General features: G+C 67.7%; 17 protein-coding genes and 1 tRNA gene. 14 read left to right on the plus strand and 4 right to left on the minus strand.

What is annotated here, in order from left to right; translation table 11 throughout:
- Nucleotides 1-33: 33 nt before the first annotated feature.
- Together C8J39_RS04330 and C8J39_RS04335 are read right to left on the minus strand one after the other, a co-directional pair.
- On the minus strand, nucleotides 34-1,416 hold the full coding sequence (locus C8J39_RS04330) for an efflux RND transporter periplasmic adaptor subunit (RefSeq protein ID WP_120299382.1): 1,383 nt from the start codon (nucleotides 1,414-1,416) through the stop codon (nucleotides 34-36).
- Nucleotides 1,416-2,888, minus strand: coding sequence for an efflux transporter outer membrane subunit (locus C8J39_RS04335; RefSeq protein WP_120299383.1), 1,473 nt, complete (start codon nucleotides 2,886-2,888; stop codon nucleotides 1,416-1,418). The genes C8J39_RS04330 and C8J39_RS04335 overlap by 1 nt, the downstream gene beginning before the upstream one ends.
- Before the next feature lie 737 nt (nucleotides 2,889-3,625).
- Here C8J39_RS04335 and otsB point away from each other — a divergent pair.
- From otsB to C8J39_RS04350, 3 genes are read left to right on the plus strand one after another with little or no spacing between them, the layout of a single operon-like run.
- Complete coding sequence (gene otsB / locus C8J39_RS04340) at nucleotides 3,626-4,405, plus strand: trehalose-phosphatase (protein WP_243649717.1); 780 nt, start codon at nucleotides 3,626-3,628, stop codon at nucleotides 4,403-4,405.
- Nucleotides 4,402-6,198 (plus strand): glycoside hydrolase family 15 protein, encoded by a 1,797-nt coding sequence (locus tag C8J39_RS04345; protein WP_120299384.1) that lies wholly within the window; start codon nucleotides 4,402-4,404, stop codon nucleotides 6,196-6,198. The genes otsB and C8J39_RS04345 overlap by 4 nt, the downstream gene beginning before the upstream one ends.
- Nucleotides 6,195-7,583, plus strand: coding sequence for a trehalose-6-phosphate synthase (locus C8J39_RS04350; protein ID WP_056060743.1), 1,389 nt, complete (start codon nucleotides 6,195-6,197; stop codon nucleotides 7,581-7,583). Before C8J39_RS04345 ends, C8J39_RS04350 begins: the two co-directional genes overlap by 4 nt.
- Nucleotides 7,584-7,706: 123 nt before the next feature.
- On the opposite strand, the gene C8J39_RS04355 is transcribed toward C8J39_RS04350, so the two are convergent.
- A complete protein-coding gene (locus C8J39_RS04355; RefSeq protein WP_165895118.1) occupies nucleotides 7,707-8,780 on the minus strand; it encodes a mechanosensitive ion channel family protein in 1,074 nt (357 codons plus the stop codon).
- Between the two features lie 113 nt (nucleotides 8,781-8,893).
- Here C8J39_RS04355 and C8J39_RS04360 point away from each other — a divergent pair, with 113 nt between their 5' ends.
- From C8J39_RS04360 to C8J39_RS04370, 3 genes are all read left to right on the plus strand, one after another.
- On the plus strand, nucleotides 8,894-9,634 hold the full coding sequence (locus C8J39_RS04360; RefSeq protein WP_120299386.1) for a sugar phosphate nucleotidyltransferase: 741 nt from the start codon (nucleotides 8,894-8,896) through the stop codon (nucleotides 9,632-9,634).
- Nucleotides 9,631-10,746 carry a hypothetical protein gene (locus C8J39_RS04365; protein WP_120299387.1) on the plus strand — a complete coding sequence of 372 codons (1,116 nt, stop codon included), beginning with the start codon at nucleotides 9,631-9,633 and terminating at the stop codon, nucleotides 10,744-10,746. Before C8J39_RS04360 ends, C8J39_RS04365 begins: the two co-directional genes overlap by 4 nt.
- A gap of 184 nt (nucleotides 10,747-10,930) precedes the next feature.
- Nucleotides 10,931-12,055 (plus strand): CDP-alcohol phosphatidyltransferase family protein, encoded by a 1,125-nt coding sequence (locus tag C8J39_RS04370; RefSeq protein ID WP_120299388.1) that lies wholly within the window; start codon nucleotides 10,931-10,933, stop codon nucleotides 12,053-12,055.
- A gap of 179 nt (nucleotides 12,056-12,234) precedes the next feature.
- Here the strand turns inward: C8J39_RS04370 and asnB are convergent, their stop codons facing one another.
- On the minus strand, nucleotides 12,235-14,169 hold the full coding sequence (asnB, locus tag C8J39_RS04375; protein WP_243649719.1) for an asparagine synthase (glutamine-hydrolyzing): 1,935 nt from the start codon (nucleotides 14,167-14,169) through the stop codon (nucleotides 12,235-12,237).
- Nucleotides 14,170-14,283: 114 nt separating this feature from the next.
- Here asnB and C8J39_RS04380 point away from each other — a divergent pair, with 114 nt between their 5' ends.
- From C8J39_RS04380 to C8J39_RS04415, 8 genes are all read left to right on the plus strand, one after another.
- Complete coding sequence (locus tag C8J39_RS04380; RefSeq protein ID WP_120299389.1) at nucleotides 14,284-15,636, plus strand: lipopolysaccharide biosynthesis protein; 1,353 nt, start codon at nucleotides 14,284-14,286, stop codon at nucleotides 15,634-15,636.
- Nucleotides 15,637-15,722: 86 nt separating this feature from the next.
- Nucleotides 15,723-16,184, plus strand: coding sequence for a DUF2141 domain-containing protein (locus C8J39_RS04385; RefSeq protein WP_120299390.1), 462 nt, complete (start codon nucleotides 15,723-15,725; stop codon nucleotides 16,182-16,184).
- 85 nt (nucleotides 16,185-16,269) lie between these two features.
- Nucleotides 16,270-17,361 carry a diacylglycerol kinase family protein gene (locus C8J39_RS04390; RefSeq protein ID WP_132833310.1) on the plus strand — a complete coding sequence of 364 codons (1,092 nt, stop codon included), beginning with the start codon at nucleotides 16,270-16,272 and terminating at the stop codon, nucleotides 17,359-17,361.
- Nucleotides 17,358-18,266 carry a hypothetical protein gene (locus tag C8J39_RS04395; RefSeq protein WP_120299392.1) on the plus strand — a complete coding sequence of 303 codons (909 nt, stop codon included), beginning with the start codon at nucleotides 17,358-17,360 and terminating at the stop codon, nucleotides 18,264-18,266. The genes C8J39_RS04390 and C8J39_RS04395 overlap by 4 nt, the downstream gene beginning before the upstream one ends.
- Nucleotides 18,263-19,027 carry a nucleotidyltransferase family protein gene (locus C8J39_RS04400; protein WP_120299393.1) on the plus strand — a complete coding sequence of 255 codons (765 nt, stop codon included), beginning with the start codon at nucleotides 18,263-18,265 and terminating at the stop codon, nucleotides 19,025-19,027. The genes C8J39_RS04395 and C8J39_RS04400 overlap by 4 nt, the downstream gene beginning before the upstream one ends.
- A 93-nt stretch (nucleotides 19,028-19,120) precedes the next feature.
- A complete protein-coding gene (dapB, locus tag C8J39_RS04405) occupies nucleotides 19,121-19,891 on the plus strand; it encodes a 4-hydroxy-tetrahydrodipicolinate reductase (protein ID WP_120299394.1) in 771 nt (256 codons plus the stop codon).
- Nucleotides 19,888-20,589, plus strand: a complete 702-nt coding sequence (gene nth, locus C8J39_RS04410; protein ID WP_120299395.1) for an endonuclease III — start codon at nucleotides 19,888-19,890, stop codon at nucleotides 20,587-20,589. Before dapB ends, nth begins: the two co-directional genes overlap by 4 nt.
- Nucleotides 20,590-20,640: 51 nt before the next feature.
- A tRNA-Arg gene (locus C8J39_RS04415) sits at nucleotides 20,641-20,717 on the plus strand.
- Nucleotides 20,718-20,802: the final 85 nt, after the last annotated feature.

Below are 20,802 nucleotides of genomic sequence, written 5' to 3' on the forward strand. Positions count from 1 at the left end.
AAGGAGATGAGCGGTTCGGCGGTGAGCGGCGCGTTACTGGCCACCGCCCCCACCCTTGCTGGCGCTCCCTGCGCGACGTGCGCCGCCGCTGCGCTTGGCATCGTCGCCGCCGCTCGCCAACTGGCCAGTGATGACCTGCGCGCCAGGTTGGAGATTGCCCGACAGGACTTCGGTCATCGTGCCGTTGGTGTCGCCGGTGGTGATCTGCACCGGCTGCGGCGTGCCGTCCGCGCCCTTGACGTAGATCGTCTGCTGCGCGCCGCGAGCGACCGTCGCGGTGCGCTCCGCACCGCCGCCACGGCGCGGACGGAAGGTCAGCGAGCCGGCGATGCCGCCGCCTGCATCGCCGGACGCCGCGGTCGGCTTGAAGCGCAACGCGGCGTTGGGGACGAGCAGGACGTTGCGCTTGTCCGAGGTGACGATGTCCGCGGTCGCGGTCATGCCGGGGCGCAGCGTCAGCGACTGATTGCCCACCGTCAGGTCGGCCGCGTACGAGACGACCTGCCCGGTGGTCGAGGTCGCGGTGGTCGAGGTCGACGAGGTCGCCGAACTGACCGTCAGGTTCGAGCCGAGATCGACCCGGCTGATCGTCGCGGGGAAGGTCTGGCCGGGGAACGCATCGACCGTGAAGCTGGCCTTCTGGCCGATCTTGACCTCGCCGACGTCGGCTTCGTCGATCGCGACCTCGAGCTTCATCTTGGTGAGGTCTTCGGCGATCACGAACAGCGTCGGCGTGTTGAACGACGAGGCGACGGTCTGGCCGGGATCGATCTGGCGCGCGAGCACCACCCCCGTCACCGGCGAGCGGATGATCGCGCGGGCACGCTGAGTCTGGTTCTGCGCGAGGAGCGCGCGGCTGGCGACGACGTTGGCTTCGGCGACCTTCTGCGCGGCGACCGCACGCGCGTAATCGGCGCGGCCGGTCTGGAGCTCGGTCTTCGACGGCACGCGGCCACCCGAGAGGCGCGAGACCTCTTCGAGGCGGTTCAGCTGCGCGCGCGATTCGGCGACGGTGGCCTGAGCCTGCGCGACCTGCGCTTGGTTGGCCGCGAGCTGGGCGCTGGTCTGGCGGATCTGATCGTCGAGCTGTTCGGGGTCGATCAGCGCGAGCGGCTGGCCGGCGGTCACGCGGTCGTTGACGTCGACGACGACCTTGGTGACGAGGCCCGAAAGCTGCGAGCCGACGGTGACCTGCGTGGTCGGGGCGAGCTTGCCGGTTGCCGAGACGCTGACGGTCAGGTTGCCGCGCTGGGCGGCCTGCGTCGAATATTGCGTCTGCTCCTTCGCGCCGAAGCACTTGGCGAGCAGCAGGCACAGCAGGACCACGCCGACCGCGATCACGACCCACTTTACGTAGCGTTTCCAGGGGGCCTGCGGCTTTACGCCGAGGAAGTCGTCGATCGATGCGTCGGCCATCAGCGTGCCTCTGGATTGGATATGGGCGCTTCAGGGATCACGGTGGAATCCCAGCCGCCGCCGAGCGCGGCATAGAGTGCGATCAACGCGGTCGCGGCGTCGGCGCGCGCCTGCGTCGCCCCGTTGCGCGCGGACAGGAGCGCGGTTTCCTGCTGGTTGAGCGTGGTGAAATCGGTGAGGCCGGTGCGATACTGGCTGCGGCTGAGGATCGCGGAATTGTTCGACGCGTCGAGCGCGATCGCGAATTGCCGCTCGCGTTCCTGCGCGGTCTGGAGCGCGACGACGGCGTTCTCGACATCCTCCAGCGCGGTGAGGACGGTGGACTTGTAGAGCGCGAGCGCGCCGTCGGCGGCGGCTTCGCTGGTGCGGACCTGGCTGCGCAGACGGCCGCCGTTGAAGATCGCCTGGGTCAGCCCGGCGAACAGGCTGCCGGTGATCGCGTCGCCGATGTTGCCGATCGAGGTCGCGTTGGTGTTCAGGTTGCCGGTGATCGCGAGCGCGGGATAGAGCTGCGCCTTGGCGACGCCGATCCGCGCGGTGGCGGCGGCGAGCGCGCGTTCGGCCGAGCGGATGTCGGGGCGTTGGCGGAGCGTGTCGGCGGGAATGCCGAAGCCGACCGCGGCGGGGCCGGTCGGGATCGCCTTCGCGGGCGCCATCAGTGAGCGGAGCGCGCCGGGAGCTTGGCCGGTCAGCACGCCGATCCGCGCGACGGCGGCGGCATATTGCTGGTCGAGGCTGGGGATGGTCGCGGCGGTCTGCGCGCGCTGGGCTCGCGCCTGTTCGGCATCGACGCTGGAGACGAGCCCCGCCTGGACGCGGAAGCCGGCGATCTCGAGATTGTCGTCCTGGATCGCGAGCGAGGCGCGGGCGTTGGCGAGCTGCTGCTGATACGAGCGCGCCAGCACGTAGTTGCGCGCGACCTCGCTTTCGACGGAAATGAGCACGGTGGCGTAGTCGTAGCCGGACGCAGCATAGTCGGCGCGGCTCGCCTCGACGGTGCGGCGGATCTCGCCGAAGACGCCGACCTGATAGCTGGCGCTGGCGCCGACCGTGAAGCTGTTGGCGCCACCGCCGCCGGTATCGATGACGGTGCCGTCGGGCAGCGTGAACGAGCGCCCGCCGCCGCGGACGTTCTCGTTGCGCTGGTAGCCGGCCGAGCCGTTGACGGTCGGGAGAAGCGAGGCGCGGTTCTGGAGCAGGCTTTCGCGGGCCTGGCGGAGGCGGGCGACCGACTGTGCGAGGTCGAGGTTGGCGGCGGCGGCCTGCTCGACGAGCTGGCCGAGGACGGGGTCGTCGAACTTCTGCCACCAGCGGGTGAGGTCTTCGGGCTTGGTTTCGGGGGTGACCGAATACGCGTCGGGGACGCCCAGCTCTGCGGCGGCCTTGGGGTGGTAGTCCGGGCCGACGGTGCAGCCGGCTAGCAGGACGGCCGCGGAGACGGATGCGATGAGGAGGGCGCGGACGCGGGACATGGGCGGCAGGCATGACCAAGGGGCTGGGGCTAGTCCAGCGGTTTTGTGTCGCGAGGTGTCGCAGGTGGGGTGGATTGGAGGGGGGTGGTGGCTTCAACTGGCGCCGTCTGCACTGACTTGCTCGGCCGCTATCCTGATGGCACGTGCATACGCTGTTTAACGTGGGCCACCCCCTGCTACTTGTTCTCCCGCGAAGGCGGGAGTCCAGTCTGGGTCCCCGCCTTCGCGGGGAAACAAGGTTTGCTGGCCTTCCGTCACCCCGGACTTGTTCCGGGGTCCACCGGGCCGCATTCTCTTGAGGTGCTGGGAGTGCGGAACGGTGGATGCCGGAACGTGCCCGGCATGACGAAGAGAGGTCTCGTATCTACACCACCCCGGCGGAGGCCGGGGCCCAATTGGGCGGACCGGGCTCATGAATGCCCGTGGGCTATTACAACTGCCTTCCCTAGTGGGCCCCGGCCTTCGCCGGGGTGGTGGTGGGTGCGGCGATGTGAGTGGTGAAATTGTGCCACGTTAGAGCGTTCATGCCTGCTTCTCCCCTTATTGTTCCCCCGCGGAGGCGGGGGGCCAGGGTTACCGCCGCTGCGCTGCTTGGTCCTGGGCTCCCGCGTTCGCGGGAGAACAGTGAGGGACGGTCGCGCTCGCCAATCACTTCTCTCCCCACCCCGAAATTCGAACCGCACCCGTTCCAATTTTGCAGTGCAGCGGAACGGAGCGATGGCGCTAGGGGTTCAGGGATGATGCTAGCCGAACGCCAGCCCGCGACTGATGTCCTCGCGCCGCCCCTTGCCGTGCCCGACGCCGTGAGCCTGTTCTTCGATTTCGACGGGACGCTCGTCGACCTTGCCGCGACGCCCGACGCGGTCGTCGTCGAGCAGATCCTACTCGACACGCTCGATACGCTCGCCGAGCGCTTCCCCGGTCGGGTCGCGATCATCAGCGGGCGCTCGATCGCGCAGCTCGACGCGATGCTCGGGCGGCACGCGCATTTGTTCGCGGTCGCGGGCAGCCACGGCGCCGAGACGCGCACGCCCGACGACGGCCATGTCGCCGCCGAGCGCCCCGCCTCGCTCGAAGCCGCCGCCGCCTCGTTTCGCGACTTCGCCGACGCCAACGGCCTGGTCTACGAAGCCAAGAGCCTTGGCGCCGGGCTGCATTACCGGATGGCGCCGGACTTCGAACCCGCCGCGGTCCGCCTCGCCGAGGACCTCGCCGTCCGCCACGGCCTCACGCTCCAGCACGGCAAGATGATGGTCGAGCTGCGCACCCCCGGTGACAAGGGCGCCGCCCTCCGCGATCTGATCACCGCGCCGACGATGGTGGGCAGCGTGCCGTATTTCTTCGGCGACGACGTCACCGACGAGGACGGGTTCGAGGCCGCGCACGACCTTGGCGGGGCGGGCGTGCTGATCGGCGAGCAACGGCCTACCGCCGCCACCTACCGCCTGAACGACGTTGCCGCACTTCGCGACTGGATTGCTGCCATATTGGAAACACCCATGTTGGAAACACGATGACCGCACCTACCCAAAAAGCCGACATGAACCTGTGGCCGATCGGCAATTGCCAGGTCTCCGCGCTAATCGACAAGACCGGCACGTTCGTGTGGGGCTGCGTGCCCCGCGTCGACGGCGACCCCGCGTTCTGCGCGCTGCTCGGCGGCGATGCGCCCGAGACCGGGTTCTGGGCGATCGAACTGGAGGGCGGTGCGAAGACGACGCAGGCCTATATCCGCAACACGCCGATCCTGGTGACGCGGCATGAGGACGAGGCGGGCAACGCAGTCGAGGTGATCGATTTCTGCCCGCGCTTCGTGCGCGAAGGCCGCACCTATCGCCCGACCAGCTTCGTCCGGATCGTCAAGCCGGTCGCCGGCTCGCCGCGGATCCGCGTCCGCATGCGTGTCGCGACGAACTGGGGGAAGCCGACCGAGCACACGCAGGGCTCGAACCACATCCGCTTCCTGATGGACGACCAGACGCTGCGGCTGACCACCGATGCGCCGGTCGGGCATATCGTCGGCGAGAACTGGTTCCGGCTCGAACGCCAGATGCACCTGTTCCTCGGCCCCGACGAGAGTTTCGCGGGCGTGCTGCACGAGGCGGCAGAGGCGATGCTGTCGCGGACCAAGGACGAATGGCGCCACTGGGTGCGCGGGCTCGCGACGCCGGTCGAGTGGCAGGACGTCGTCATCCGCGCCGCGATCACACTGAAGCTGTGCCAGCACGAGGAGACCGGCGCGATCGTCGCCGCGCTCACCACTTCGATCCCCGAGCATGAGGGCTCGGAGCGCAACTGGGATTATCGCTACTGCTGGATCCGGGACGCCTATTATACCGTGCAGGCGCTCAACCGGCTGGGTGCACTCGACGTGCTTGAAGGGTATCTCGAATATCTGCGCAACATCGTCGACGCGTCGAAGGGCGGCCATGTCCAGCCGCTCTACGGCGTCGGTGGCGAGGCGACGCTGATCGAGCGGATCGAGAGCGACCTGCCCGGCTATCGCGGGATGGGCCCGGTACGCGTCGGCAACCAGGCGTACGAGCAGATCCAGCACGACGCGTACGGCCAGATCATCCTGTCCGACGTTCAGGCGTTCTTCGACAAGCGGCTGTTCCGGATGTCGAGCGAGGAGGATTTCAAGAGTCTCGAACTGGTCGGCGACCGCGCGTGGGAGACCTACGACAAGCCCGACGCGGGGCTGTGGGAGCTGCGCACCAAGGCGCACGTCCACACCTATTCGGCGGCGATGTGCTGGGCCGCGTGTGACCGGCTGGCCAATGCGGCGGAGGTTCTCGGGCTCGAGGATCGCCGGACGTTCTGGGAAGAGCGTGCGAACACGATCCGCAACGTGATCGAGCAGTCGGCGTGGCGCGAGGATACGCAGCGTATCTCGGCGACGTTCGGTGGCGACGATCTCGACGCGAGCCTGATCCAGCTGCTCGACCTGCGCTTCTTCGCGCCCGACGATCCGCGGTTCCAGTCGACGCTGAAGGCGGTCGAGGAGGGTCTGCGGCGCGGCAGCCACATGCTGCGCTATGCGACCGAGGATGATTTCGGCCTGCCGCACACCGCGTTCAACGTCTGCACGTTCTGGCTGATCGAGGCGCTGCACGCGACCGGCCGGACCGCCGACGCGCGCGCGCTGTTCTGCGAGATGGTCGCGCGGCGGACGCCGGCCGGGCTGCTGTCGGAGGATATCGATCCGAATACCGGCGAGCTGTGGGGCAATTATCCGCAAACCTATTCGCTGGTGGGGCTGATCAACTGCGCGGTCCTGCTCAGCAAGCCGTGGAGTGCCGTCCGATGAGCCGCCTCGTCGTCATCTCGAACCGCGTCCAGTCGGTCGATGCACCCTCCGGCAACCAGGGCGGCCTCGCGGTCGCGCTTCTCGCAGCACTCCGCGAAAAGGGCGGCGTGTGGTTCGGCTGGTCGGGATCGACCACCGAGACCTTCACCGGGCACATCAATTTCCAGCAGGGCAAGGGCGTCACCACCGCGACGATCGACCTCGAAGAGCAGGATTTCGACGAATATTACAACGGCTATGCGAACCGCACCTTGTGGCCGCTGTTCCATTACCGGATCGACCTGACCGAGTTCGAACGCGATTTCTCCAGCGGCTATGCTCGCGTGAACAAGCGGTTCGCGGAGACGGTGCTGCCGTTGATCGAGCCCGAGGATCTGGTGTGGGTCCACGACTATCATCACGTCCCGCTCGGCCAGGAACTGCGCAAGCTCGGCGTCGAGAACAAGATCGGGTTCTTCCTCCACATTCCGTGGCCGCCGATGGCGATGCTGCTGTCGCTGCCGAGCCACCGTGCGTTGGTTGAATCGATGTTCGCGTACGACGTGATCGGGTTCCAGACGCAGGACTGGCTCGACAGCTTCCTGCATTACGTGACGAGCCAGCTCGACGGCGTGGTCGGCGAGGATGGCTGGGTGACGGTCGGCGACCGCACGATCAAGGCGATCACGACGCCGATCGGGATCGAGACCGCGGACTTCGAAAAGTCGGCGAACAGCGACGCGGCGCGGCATGCCAAGGAGCGGATGTACATGTCCGCGACCGGGCGCAGCCTGATCGTCGGGGTCGACCGGCTCGATTATTCGAAAGGGCTCGCCGAGCGGTTTGCTGGGTACGAGCGGTTCCTCGGGTCGCATCCGGATCGGCGGGGCCTGGTCTACATGCTCCAGATCGCGCCGCCCTCGCGCGAGAAGGTGGATACCTACCAGGAGATTCGCGCGAACCTCGATTCGATGTCGGGGCGGATCAACGGCGAATATTCGGACATCGACTGGACGCCGATCCGCTACGTCAACCAGGGGTTTCCGCGCGACGTGCTGGCCGGGATTTACCGCGCCGCCCGGGTCGGGCTCGTGACGCCGTTGCGCGACGGGATGAACCTGGTCGCGAAGGAGTATGTCGCGGCGCAGGATCCTGAGGATCCGGGCGTGCTGGTGCTGTCGCACTTCGCGGGCGCGGCGACGCAGCTGAAGGACGCGGTGCTGGTCAATCCGTACAGCCCCGAGGAGATGTCCGACGCGATCGACCGCGCGCTGAAGATGCCACTGGCTGAGCGCAAGGCGCGCTGGGAGAAGCTGATCGACAACGTCCGCAAGGAGGACGTGATGTGGTGGTGCGAGTTGTTTATTACTGCGCTCGAGGCGGTGCCGGAGCACGTGGAGGCCTGACCTTCTTGCCCCCCTCCCCGGAAGGGAGGGGTTGGGGGTGGGTCGGCCAGTTTCAGTCAATACGCCCTGGGCTATGCGGAAGCCGACCCACCCCCGGCCCCTCCCTTCCAGGGAGGGGGGAAGTCAGGGGCGGCTCATCGGATCCGGCGCCATCAACAGGCGGTTGCGCGGGATCGCCTCGGGCATTTCATCGCGGATGTACTTCAACAACGCTTCCCGCACATCACACCGCAGGTCGAACGCGATCGCCGCATCCTTCGCCGTCATCAGCCCGCGCAGTTCGATGCAGTCGGTCTTCACGTCGGTCACCTGGAGATTGTAGAACCTCTTGTCCCAACGCGGATTCGACGTGACGATCTCACCCAGTTTCTCGCGCAGCCGCGGCACATCGGCGGACGGATCAAGATACCAGAACACCGACCCCATCAGCTGGCTCGTCTCGCGCGTCCAGTTCTGGAAGCTTTGTTCGAGGAACTTCGACACCGGCACGACGAGGCGGCGTTCGTCCCAGATCTTGATGACCACGAACGTCAGGTTGATCTGCTCCACGCGCCCCCATTCGCCGTCGACGATCAGCACGTCGTCGATCCGGATCGGCTCGGTGAACGCCATCTGCACGCCCGCGATCAGGTTCTTCAACGCCGGCTGTGCGGCCGCACCAACGACGAGGCCGGCGATACCCGCCGACGCCATCAGCGTGACGCCGATCGAGCGAATGCCGGGGACGCTCAGCAGCATCAGGCACACGCTGACGAAGATGATGAAGAACGTGCCTATCCGCCCGAGGATCGCCGCGCGCGTGCGTTTGCGGCGGGCGCGGAGATTGTCCTCGACCGAGATGTCCGCGCGGATCTCGATGACGTCCTGGAATGCGCGGAGCGCCGCGACCGCGAGCCAGCCTAGCAACCCAGGGACCAGAAAGCCGAGCAACTGCTTCCACAGATCCTCGATGTCGTTGTCCATCGGCAGGATCCGCGAGACGAAGGCGACCGCGACCGAGACGAACACCGCGCGCAACGGGCGGCGGACGCGAGCGAGGACGAGGCCGTCGGTCTTGGCGGTCGAGCGACGCTGAGCGTGGCCGCCGATCCGCATCGTCAGCCAATGCGCGACCAACGCGACGAGGACGGCTGCGGAGACGACGGCGACGCTCTCCAGCCAGACCCATTCGGGGGGTATGTGGAGCGATCTGAACATGCGCATCTTGGCGCAACGGCCGGGTGGGCATGAGAGTTCCGCTGCAGTGCAGCATAATCGCGCGATACATGGCAGCTTTTTTCCTGCCACACTTCGTGCGTAAGTCCGCGGCCATGAAGGCCATCATCCTTGCTGCCGGTCACGGATCGCGACTGCTGCCGTTGACGCTGACGACGCCGAAATGCCTCGTGCAGGTCGGTGGCCGCGCAATTCTCGATCATCAGCTCGACGCGGTGGCGGACGCCGGGTTCGAGGGGGCGGTGATCGTCGGCGGCTACCGGATCGAGCAGGTCGCGGCGCATCTGGCGGCGCGCGAAGGCGGCGTACCCACCGAACTCGTGTTCAACCCGTTCTGGGCGATCGCCAACAGCATCGGTAGCGTGTGGGCATCGCGCGGATTTCTCGAAGAGCCGTTTGCATTGATGAACGGCGACACGCTGTTCGATGCCGCGATTTTGCGCGCGGCGCTTGCCGATGAGGCATTCGGCGTGAAGCTGGTCATCGAGCCGCTGGTTACGCCGGGGCTCGACGACATGCTGGTCGAGGCGGACGGCGAGGCTGTCATCGCGGTCGGCAAGCATCTGGTCGGGCACCAGGCGACCGATCGATCGCTCGGGCTGATCGTGTCGACCGGCGGCGCCGCCTATGCCGAGGCGTTGCGCGCGGTGATCGGCGAGGAGGACGGCATCCACGCCTATCATCATGCCATCGTCCGCCGCGTCGCGGAGACCGTCGGCGTCCGCGCGGTGCGGATCGCAGGGAATGTCCGCTGGCAGGAGATCGACCGGCCGGAAGACATCGCGCTGTGGCAGCACGATCATGACGCGCCTGTGGGCGGCGCTTCGGGGTCATGACGCGGAAGGTCGCGTTCCTGTTTCTCGGCGAGACGCTGCTGATTCCGCATCTGTATCCGATCGTCGAGGCGCTCGGCGCGAAGTCGGACGTGCCGATCGAGCTTTGGGTGAGCACGTCGGTGCACGAGACGCTGCTGACGCGGTGGACGGCGCCCTTCCCTACCGTTCGAATCCGGCGGGCACCGGGTTTTCGCGCGGTTGCGGACGACGGCAGTGGGCGCAATCCGGTGCTGCCGGCGAAGATGCCGATGCTGCTGCGGCTGCTGCCGTATCTGCGCAGCGCGGCGGTCGTCGTGTGTGCCGAGCAGACGAGCCTGTGGCTGCCGCGGCTGTTTCCGATGCGCGCGAAGTTCGTGAAGACGTCGCACGGAGTCGGTTCGATGAGCGCGCGCGACGATCCAAGGCGGCGGGCGGCGGCGCTGACCTTGGTGCCGAGCGAACTGGAGCGGCGGACCTATCTCGACCGCGGGTTCGCGGCCGATCGGTTCGTCGCGACGGGGTATGTGAAGGCCGACTTCACGCACCGGACGCATGCCGCGCCGCCGTTCGCGGATACGCGGCCGGTCGTCCTGTATACGCCGCACTGGCAGCAGCATCGCTCGTCGTGGTGGCGCTGGGGGGCGGAGGTGGTGCGGCGCATCGTTGCGGACGGGCGCTACAATCTGATCTTCGCGCCGCACCAGCGACTGGTCGAGCGCGCGCCCGAGGTGGCGGATCTGATGCGCGAGATAGGCGACTTGCCGCATGTTCACTGCGACATCGACGGGTTCGCGATGGTCGACGGGAGCTATACCGGCGTGGCGGACGTGTATCTGGGCGATACGTCGAGCCAGGTGATCGAGTTTCTCATGCGGCCGCGGCCTTGCGTGTTCCTGAATGCGGGGGGAGCTGCTTGGGCGGGCGATCCGAATTACGCGATGTGGGCTTGTGGGGAGGTTGTTGGCGACGTTGCGGATGTTGTCGTGGCGTTGGATCGGTCGGCGTTGCGGCATGCGGGGTTTGTGGCGGTTCAGGCTGAGTTTGCCGGGCGGTCGCTCGGGGCGGTCGAGGGTGGCGCGGTGAGAGCGGCGGGGGAAATCGTTCGATTGCTGGAGGCCACGCCCGCCCGCTAAACCTCCACCACCCCGGCGAAGGCCGGGGCCCAATTGGGGGACGTTGCCAACGAAGGACTGCGCGAGGTTACGCCGGTCATTCCAATTGGGCCCCGGCCTCCGCCGGGGTGGTGGCCCTGGGGCAGTGTCCTTCACTTACCCCACCCCTCTCGCTTTCACGACCAGATCGGGTAACGGGTGCGGCATGGTAGATTCGACAGCCCCTACGCCAGCGCTCCGGACCGTCCGGGCGAACGACACGCTGCTCTGGGGCATGACCAATGCCGAGCGGATCCGGCGGATCGGCGTCGCGCAGGGTCTGGCCACCGATGGCGACGGCGACACCGGCCCGGTGATCCTCGCCAACCTCGCCTATGCGTTCGATCCGATGTGGATCGCGTATCTGAAGACGCGGCCGGGCACCGTCGTGACTCGCACCGGCGTGCCCGTGCTCGCGCATGTCCGGGGTGCCGACGAGCGTGCGCGGATGACCGCGGCGATGCTCGGCGAGGCGCCGCTGGTGACCGGGCTGACGGTGATCGCCGCCGAAGCCGAGGAAGGCATCTTCAACGAGGCGTTGCGCAAGCGCGAACGCCCGTTCGCGGAATTGCTGACCCCCGCCGCCGTGTCTGCCATCGAGCGTGCGAGCTATGTCGGCGCGTACAAGGGCGTCACCGACCTACTGACCAAGTATCTGTGGCCGGAATGGGCGCTGGCGATCACGCGGGTTTGCGCGCGCGCCGGGATCACGCCGAACCAGGTGACCGCGCTCGGTTCGGTGCTGTGCATCGTCGCGACCGTGGCGTTCTGGTATGGCTGGTTCTGGACGGGCCTCGCGACCGGGCTCGTGTTCATGGTGCTCGATACCGTCGACGGGAAGCTGGCGCGTTGCACGATCACCTCGTCGAAGCTGGGGAATGCGTGGGATCACGGGGTCGACCTGGTGCACCCGCCGTTCTGGTGGTGGGCCTGGGCGGCGGGGTGCGCGCCGTACGGGCGGCCGCTCGAGGACGGCGTGTTCTGGGCGGTGATCGGGACGATGTTGTTCGGCTATGTCGCGCAGCGGCTGATCGAGGGGGCGTTCATCGTTCGGTTCGGGATGCACATCCATGTGTGGGAGCGGTTCGACAGCTGGTTCCGTCTGATCACCGCGCGGCGCAATCCGAACATGGTGATTTTGTTTGCGGGATTGCTGGTGATGCGGCCGGACTGGGGGATCATCGGAGTCGCCGCGTGGACCGCGATCTCGTTGGTGGTGCATCTGGTGCGGCTGGTTCAGGCGATGGTGCGCAAGGCCAGGGGTGAGGTGCTGACGAGTTGGCTGGCTTGAGCGCTTCGCGGGGTCGCATACCCGTTAACGCCGACTTCCCTCCCCTCCGTTCGTCCTGAGTAGCCATCGAGTAGCTGCTCTTGCAGCGTATGGAGAGGGCGTATCGAAGGACAGGTTGGCGCTCGGAACCCATGCTTCGATACGCGCCCTCGATACGCTTCTGCGAAGCTACTCGGTCGCTACTCAGCACGAACGGAAAGAGGGGTGGGCCGCCCGATCCACCAGAGGCAGTAGATCGCCAGCGCGTACAAAAAGCGGCTGTGATCGCGCTTGCCCGCACGGTGATCGGCGAACACCTGGTCGACCGCGCCGGCGCGCCAGATGCCTTGCTCGCGGACGCCGCTGTCGCGCCAGAGTTGCTCCGCATACGCACCGAAATCGCCGGCGAACCACGCGGCGAGCGGCATCTGGAAGCCTTGTTTGCGGCGGTCTAGAATCCCTTCCGGCAACCACGGCGCGATGGCCTGGCGGATGACGTATTTGCCGACCTTGCCGTGCAGCTTCATGTCGGCGGGCATCGACAGCGCGAGGTCGACCATGCCCTGCCCCAGCATCGGTACGCGCACCTCCAATGAATGCGCCATGCTCGCGCGGTCGACCTTGGTGAGCATCGCGCCGGGGAGGTTGAGCGCGAGGTCGGCGAGGCCGAACTGTTCGAGCGTGTCGGTCGAGATCGCCGCGGGATCGGGGAAATATTCCGCGACCAGCGCGGCGATCCCGCCTTCCTCCTCGGCGATGAACTCCGCCGAGAAGATTTCGCGGCGGAAGGCTTCGTTGGTGATCTGCGTCTTGGCGAAGAACCGCGCGATGCCGTTCGGGAGCGCGGCGCTGCCGGTGGTTTTCCGCCAGCGTTGCAATACCGCGTTCGCATGGCGCGACGGCAACGTCGGCACCGCATCCAGCGCGCGCGCGAGCCTGCGCAGCGGCGCCGGCAGCGCCCCGATCCGCCGCTCGGTCGCGTGGCGCTTGTAGCCGAAGAACAGCTCGTCGCCGCCATCGCCCGACAGCGCGACCTTCACCTCCTGCGCGGCGATCTGGCTGACGTACCAGGTCGGCACCGCGGAGGGATCGGCGAACGGCTCGTCATAGCAATGCTGGACCTCGGGGAGCATCGCCTGCGCATCCGCCAACTCCAGCGTGCGCGTGACGTGGTGGCAGCCGAGATGCCGCGCGATCGCCTCGGCATGCGGCGATTCGTCGAAGCGCGGGTCGGGGAAGCCGATCGTGAAGGTGCGCACCGGCCGATCCGAGACCTGCGCCATCGCCGCGACTACCGCGGAGGAGTCTACGCCGCCGGACAGAAATGCGCCGACATCGACATCCGCGACCATCTGCTTGCCGATCGTGTCGAGCCATTCGTCGCGGAAACGTTGGATCCACTCCGCCTCGGACCGGGGTTCAGAGGGATGATAAGCGGGCGTCCAATACGCGCGCATCGTCGGCGGTCCGCTCGCCTCGATCGTCATCACATGGCCCGGCGGCAGCGTGCGGACCTGCGCGTAGATCGAGCGCGGGGTGCGGACATGGCCGAAGCTGAAATAATCGTGGAGTGCGCGGCGATCGACGTCGAACGCCATCCCCGGCAGCAACGTCAGCGTCTTCAGCTCGGAGCCGAACGCGAACCCGGCGGCCTGGTCGGTGTAGTAAAGCGGCTTGATCCCGATCGGGTCGCGCGCGAGCGTCAGGCGGCGGGCGTGCGTATCCCACACCGCGACCGCGAACATGCCGTCGAGCCTTGCCCAGACGTCGTCGCCCCAGCGTTCGTAGCCGGCGAGGATGACCTCGGTATCGCCCGCGCTCTCGAACACGCGGCCGAGCGCCTGCAACTCGCGGCGCAATTCGCGGAAATTGTAGATCTCGCCGTTGAAGACGAGCGCATAGCGGTGGTCGGGCGAATGGAACGGTTGGTGCCCACCCTCGATGTCGATGATGCTCAGCCGGCGCATGCCGAAGCCGAAATCGCCATCGGTCATCACACCCTGGTCGTCGGGTCCGCGGTGCAGGATCGTGTCGCACTGCGCCGTGACGAGGCGGGGCGAGACGACACCGCCACCTCGTGCGTAAAGGCCGGCAATTCCGCAGATGACGAACGATCCCTCGCATGACGGCAGCACCGCCGCCCGATCGCGCGGTCTAGGAGCCGACCGCCGCTTTGTCACCTCCGGGCCACCCTAGTACCGCCGGGCATCTTGCCGCCCTCGCCATCGCGCTCTAGGGGCCGGTCGCAGATGGTTCAGGACCCCGCGCCCATTCCGGTTACCACCGGCTCGACCGGGATTTTCCGGGCGGCGGCGCGCAACCTCGGCTGGCTGCTCGCCAGTCGCAGCGTGCTGGCGATCCTGTCGCTGTTCTATCTCGGCTTTGCGACGCGCACGCTGGGGGTGGTCGATTTCGGCCGGTTCGCGCTGATCTCGGGCGCAGCGCAGGCGCTGGCGACCTTCGTCGGCTTCCAGACCTGGCAGATCATCGTCCAGTACGGCGTCGAGCCGATCCAGCACGGCGACACGCCCAGGCTCGCGCGGCTGCTCCGGTTGTCGGCGATCCTCGACATGTGCAGCGCGCTGGTCGGTGCCGCGCTGACCGTGGCGATCCTGTTCGCGTGGAGCGACGGGTTCGGCATCCCGCCCGACCTGATGCGCGACACGCTGATGTTCGCGGTGGTGCAGCTGATCACGATCCGCTCGACCCCGCTCGGCATCCTGCGGCTCCGCGACAAATTCTCGTTGTCGGCGGTGGCGGACAGCATGACGCCGATCATGCGCTTCGTCGGCGCGGGCGCGGCGATGATCTTCGAACCGACGATCCGTGGCTTCATGCTCGCCTGGGCGGTCGCCGAGATCGTCACCGCCGCGACCTACTGGATCATGGTTGCGAAAAGCGGTGACCTGCGCCTGCTCGCGAGCGGCCGGGGCAGCTGGCAGCAGGTGCGCGACGAAAATCCGGGCATCGTCCGCTTCTCGCTGAGCACCAACGCCAGCGCGACCCTGGGCCTGTCGAGCAAGCAGATCCCGCTGCTGCTGGTCGGTGCGTCGATCGGCCCGGCGGCGGCGGGTGCGTTCCGGCTAGCCACGCAACTTGCGCAGGCGCTCGCGAAACTGTCGCAGATGCTGTCGCGCGCCGCCTTCCCCGAGATCGTCCGCGCGGTGCGCACTGCCGAGCCGTCGCGCCTGCGCCGCATCCTGATCCGGACGATGCTCGCCAGCACGGCGGCTGCACTCGTCATCCTCGCCATCGTCGCGCTGGTCGGCGAGCCGATCCTGAAGGTCGTCGGCGGCAAGTCGTTCGTCGGCGCGTACCCGGTGCTGTTGTGGCTCGCCGCCGCCGGGTGCTTCGACCTCGCCACCGTCAGCCTCGACACGGTGATGACCGCGCTGCACCGCGCCGGCACGGTGTTCGCGATTCGCGCGGTCGGGGTGCTGTTGCTGTTCGTCACCGCGTTCGCGCTGATGCCGACCTATGATTCGACCGGAGTCGCAGCCGCGGTCGCGGTCGGTTCGGTCGCGGTGGCGATCCTGCTCGGATTCGCCGCCGCGCGGATGACGCGTACACCCTCCGGGCCGCAGGCGATCGACGGAGCGTAGCGCGCGAACGACGAACGCCCCGTTCGCGTCGCAAATGTCATCTGTGCGCCGCGCTCCGGCCATCTTTTCCGCGCTTAAGTCCTGCCATGAAGACTGTGGTTTCCCTTAGCCTGGGCGCGGCGGCGCTGCTGATGCCCGTCTCGGCGCAGGCAGCCGAGGCGTGCGAAGGCACGCCCGGCGGCGGCAACGCCAAGCTGATCGTCGAAGCGACGGCGATGCACAACGCCGTCGGCGAGGTTGCGTTCACCGTCTATCCCGATGACAAGAAACGGTTTTTGGCGAAGGGCGGCAAGCTGGTGCGGGCGCGTGTGGCGGCAAGCAGCCCGCGTGCGTGCTTCTGGCTGAAGCCCGGCCACTATGCGGTCGCGCAATATCACGACGAGAATAGCGACCATGATTTCAATCGGACGCTGTTTGCGCCGAAAGAGGGATTCGGCTTTTCCAACGATGCGCCGACCTCGATCGGGTTGCCGTCTTTCGAAGCAGCACGCACGGCCTTGGCCCCATCCGGGACCGTCGTGCGTATGAAAATGCGGTATCGCCGGTGATCCCAAATCCGCTGGTCGAAGCGGAACGGAAATCTTCCTGACACAAATTTGTAGCGGTTATGTACCGCGACGGGTATCTTATATCGTGGCCGATGCTGTTTCGAACTTCCATGCCTTTGGCGGGCACCCTCTTTCGCCACCGGCGCCGCCGGCGTGGCTGCCCGAAGGCATGTTCGATCCGTCCGCATCCGAGCGGTACGGCGTGAGCCCGCGCGACGCGGCGGCGAAGATCCGTACCGGCATCATCTGCAACCCGAAAAGTCACCGCAACCGCAGCAGCGTCGAGGCGACCAAGCCGTTCCTGTCGGGGACCGTGCTGGCCGTGACGCCGCGCACGCAGGCCGAACTCGCCGAGGTGCTGACCGATTTCGCGCGCCACGGCATCGAGTTGCTGGTGATCGACGGCGGCGACGGCACGATCCGCGACGTGATGACCGCCGCCGCGCGCGTGTGGACCGGCGCCGCGCCCCGCGTCGCGATCGTGCCCTCGGGCAAGACCAACGCGCTCGCGCTCGATCTCGGGATCCCCGACGACTGGACGCTCGACCAGGCGCTGACCGCAGCGCGCGCGGGCAACGTCAAGATCCGCAGCCCGATCGAGGTCGTCCGCAAGGATACCGGTGCGCGGCTGCACGGCTTCCTGCTGGGTGCGGGCGCGTTCGTCGACGCGACCGCACTGGCGCAGCGCACCCACCGCGCCGGCGCCTTCAACGGCGTCGCGGTCGGTCTCGCGCTGTGCTGGGCGATCCTCCAGACGCTGTTCGGGGGCGCGAACAGTTCGTGGCGCGCCGGTAACCGAATGCGGATCCGGTTCGAATCGCGCGGCAACGAAGGCGTTCATGCCGCGGGTCGGAATACGGACAGCGATCGCGCGCGCTACATCCTTCTCGCCTCGACTCTCAAGCGGATGCCGATCGGCATTCGACCGTTCGGCGTGCCGCGCGCCGGACTGAAGACCTTGCTGGTCGATGCGCCGCCGCGCTGGCTCGCCGCCGCGACGCCGCTGATCGTCGCCGGATCGCCGGCCGCGTGGCTCGATCGTGCAGGATATCACCGGATCGATTCGCCAAGCTTCGACCTGTCGATGGACTCGGGCTTCATCCTCGACGGCGAAGTCTATCCGGGCGGCGACCTGACCATCCGCGAGGCACGCGCGCTGCGTTTCGTCGTCCCGTGATCACGCTCGGCGACGTCGTCCGCCGCCAGTTGCATGTCCCGACCATCGCCCCCGTCCGTGACGTCGCGGCGATACTTGCAGGGGATGCGCCCGAGACCGCGGCGGTGCTGTTCTACGGTTCGAACCTGCGCACCGGCGAGACCGAGGGCGTACTCGATTTCTACGTGCTGACCGCCGGCCCGCCCGAGCGCGGCCTGTGGCCGACCGTCAGCTACCGCGAGTTCGACCTGCACGGCGAGACGTTGCGCGCGAAGATCGCGACGATGCGGCTGGCGACGTTCGCCAAGGCGGCCGCCGCGCAGACGCTCGACACGACGATCTGGACGCGTTTCGTCCAACCCTCCGCACTCGTCTGGGTGCGCGATCCCGCCACCGCGACGAAGGTCGCCGTGGCGATCGGCGATGCGGCGAAGTCCGCCGCACGCTTTGCCGCGGCGCTCGGCCCCCAGACCGGTACCGCCGACGATTATTGGCGGGCGCTGTTCCGCCAGACCTATGCCGCCGAGCTCCGCGTCGAGCGCAAGGGCCGCGAGGGCCAGATCCTCGGCTTCGATCCGGGTCGCTACGCCGAACTCCTGCCGCTCGCCTGGACCGCCGACGGGATCGCCTATCGCGACGAAGCCGGCATGTTGAAACCCGACCTGTCGCCAGCGCGACGAAACGCGTTGCTGCGCGCGTGGGGCCGTCGCCGTCGTGCGGGCAAGCCGCTCAACGTCGCACGATTGGTGCGGGCGGCGTTCACCTTCGAAGGTGCCGCGCGCTACGGGGTGTGGAAGGTCGAGCGGCATACCGGCGTTGCGGTGCCGCTGACCCCGTGGCGCGAAAAGCATCCGATCCTCGCCGCGCCCGGCGTGTTCTGGCGAGTCTGGCGGGCGCGTGCGCAAACCGGGCCGAAGACGGTATGAGCGCGGATGTTCGCGGTTTCAACGCGCTGATCCTCGCCGGCTCGCGCGGCGGCGTCGATCCGGTCGCGGCCTATGCGGGCGTGTCGCACAAGGCGCTGATCGTGCTCAACGGAGAGACGTTGCTGGCCCGTGTAGCGCAGGCGTTGCGGGAAGCCGGCGCGCTCACGATCGCCGTATCGGTGTCGGACGACGCAGTCCGTGCCGCGGCAAATGCGCTCGGCCTCATCGTGCTCGACGCGGCATCCGGTCCCAGCCGCAGCGTCCGCGACGGAATCGAAGCGCTCGGCGCCCCCCTGCTGGTCACGACCGCCGACCACGCGCTGTTGCAGCCCGAATGGGTGACGCGCTTCCTCGCCGACATCCCCGTACAGGCCGATGTCGGCGCGCTCCTAGCACGCCAGGACGTCATCGAGGCCGCTGCACCGGGCACGCGCCGCACCTATCTGCGCTTTGCCGACGGAGCGTGGTCGGGGTGCAACCTGTTCTACTTCGCAACGCCGCGCTCGGTCGCCGCACTCGATCTCTGGGCGGAGGTCGAGGCGGACCGCAAGCGGCCGTGGCGGATCGTCCGCCGGCTCGGAATCGGCACGCTGCTGCGGTATCTGTCGGGTCGCCTGACGCTGGTCGCGGCGATCTCGCATCTCGGTCGCCTTGCCGGTCTCGACGCCGCGGCGGTCGCTAGCCCGTTCGGTCTGGCCGCGGTCGACGTCGACAAGCCCGCCGATCTCGACCTCGTCCGGACGCTCGTCGAAAAGGCTTGAGCCGCCAACCGCCTGCGCCAATTCCGCGAAGAAATAACTCGGCCTGCCGTTCGCCCCTGTCCCCAAAGGCCGGGTTGGTGCAAAGCGCCGCGCATGCAAACGCTCGCGCCCCAACCCGCCCCATCCGCCATCACGACGACCGCGATCGGCATCTATGGTAGCGCAGGACGCATGGGCCGCGCGATCGTCGAGGCGATCGAAGCGGCCGGCGCATCGCTCGCCGGCGGCGTCGATGCGCGCGAAGACCCGAACCCGCTCGCCCGGACCGCCGACGTGCTGGTCGATTTCTCGACGCCCTCCGCAGTCGAGGCGCATCTCACCGCCGCGCGCGCCGCTGGTACCGCTATCGTAATCGGCACGACCGGCCTGTCGCCACAGCACCAGTCGATGATCGACGACGCGGCCAAGGACATCGCGATCCTGCAGACCGGCAACACCTCGCTCGGCGTCACCCTGCTCGGCATCCTGGTCCGCGAGGCTGCCGCGCGCCTCGGGTCCGACTGGGACGTCGAGATCGTCGAGATGCATCACAAGCACAAGGTCGACGCGCCGTCGGGGACCGCGCTGCTGCTCGGCGATGCGGCTGCGAAGGGCCGCGGTACGACTCTCGCCGAACTCCGCGTCGACAGCCGCGCGGGGCTCGTCGGCGCGCGCACCGAGGGCACGATCGGCTTTGCGTCACTGCGCGGCGGATCGGTGATCGGCGACCACAGCGTGATCTTCGCCGGCGAAGGCGAGCGGATCGAACTCAACCACCGCGGCGACGATCGCTCGATCTTCGCGCGCGGTGCCGTGCGTGCGGCGATCTGGCTCGCCGGGCAGCCCGCCGGACGCTACCGGATGGGCGACGTGCTCGGGCTGTGAAGAAGGCTGACGTCATCGAGTTCTACGCGCGTCTGGCGGAAGCCGACCCGCACCCCGAGACCGAGCTGGAATTCGTCAATCCCTACACGCTGGTCGTCGCGGTCGCGTTGTCGGCGCAGGCGACCGACGTCGGCGTGAACAAGGCGACGCGTGCGCTGTTCCGCGAGGTCGACACGCCCGAAAAGATGGTCGCGCTCGGGCTCGAAGACCTGAAGCGCCACATCAAGACGATCGGGCTCTACAACACCAAGGCGAAGAACGTCATCGCGCTCTCGCAGATGCTGATCGACGACTATGGCGGCGAGGTGCCCAACGACCGCGCCGCACTCGAGCGCCTGCCCGGCGTCGGGCGGAAAACCGCGAACGTCGTCCTCAACGTCGCATTCGGTGCGGAGACGTTCGCGGTCGACACGCACATCTTCCGCGTCGGCAACCGCACCGGCCTCGCCCGCGGCAAGACCCCGCTCGCGGTCGAACTGAAGCTCGACAAGGCGACCCCGCAACCGTTTCGCTTGCACGCGCATCACTGGCTGATCCTGCACGGCCGCTACGTCTGCAAGGCGCGGACGCCCGAATGCTGGCGCTGCATCGTCAGCGATCTGTGCGCGTACAAACCCAAGACCCCGGCGCCGAAGGGTAGATCGCTTGCGAGTCCGTCACCGGAGCCGGACATCGATCCGGCAACCGGCGAGGCCTGATCGCGAAAACGTCTGGCGCACCCCGGTTTGCTTTGCTAGGCGGACCGTCCGGCACCCGTAGCTCAGCTGGATAGAGCGCTGCCCTCCGAAGGCAGAGGCCACTGGTTCGAATCCAGTCGGGTGCACCAAACTTCAATTCAGGTTAGCTAAAAGACCTGTCGCTGCGATGTCGGCAGGCGTGCGCTGGTCGACTGCCGCGCGGTGTACCGCGCA

Source organism: Sphingomonas sp. PP-CC-1A-547 (genome assembly GCF_003610375.1).
Taxonomy (GTDB): domain Bacteria; phylum Pseudomonadota; class Alphaproteobacteria; order Sphingomonadales; family Sphingomonadaceae; genus Sphingomonas.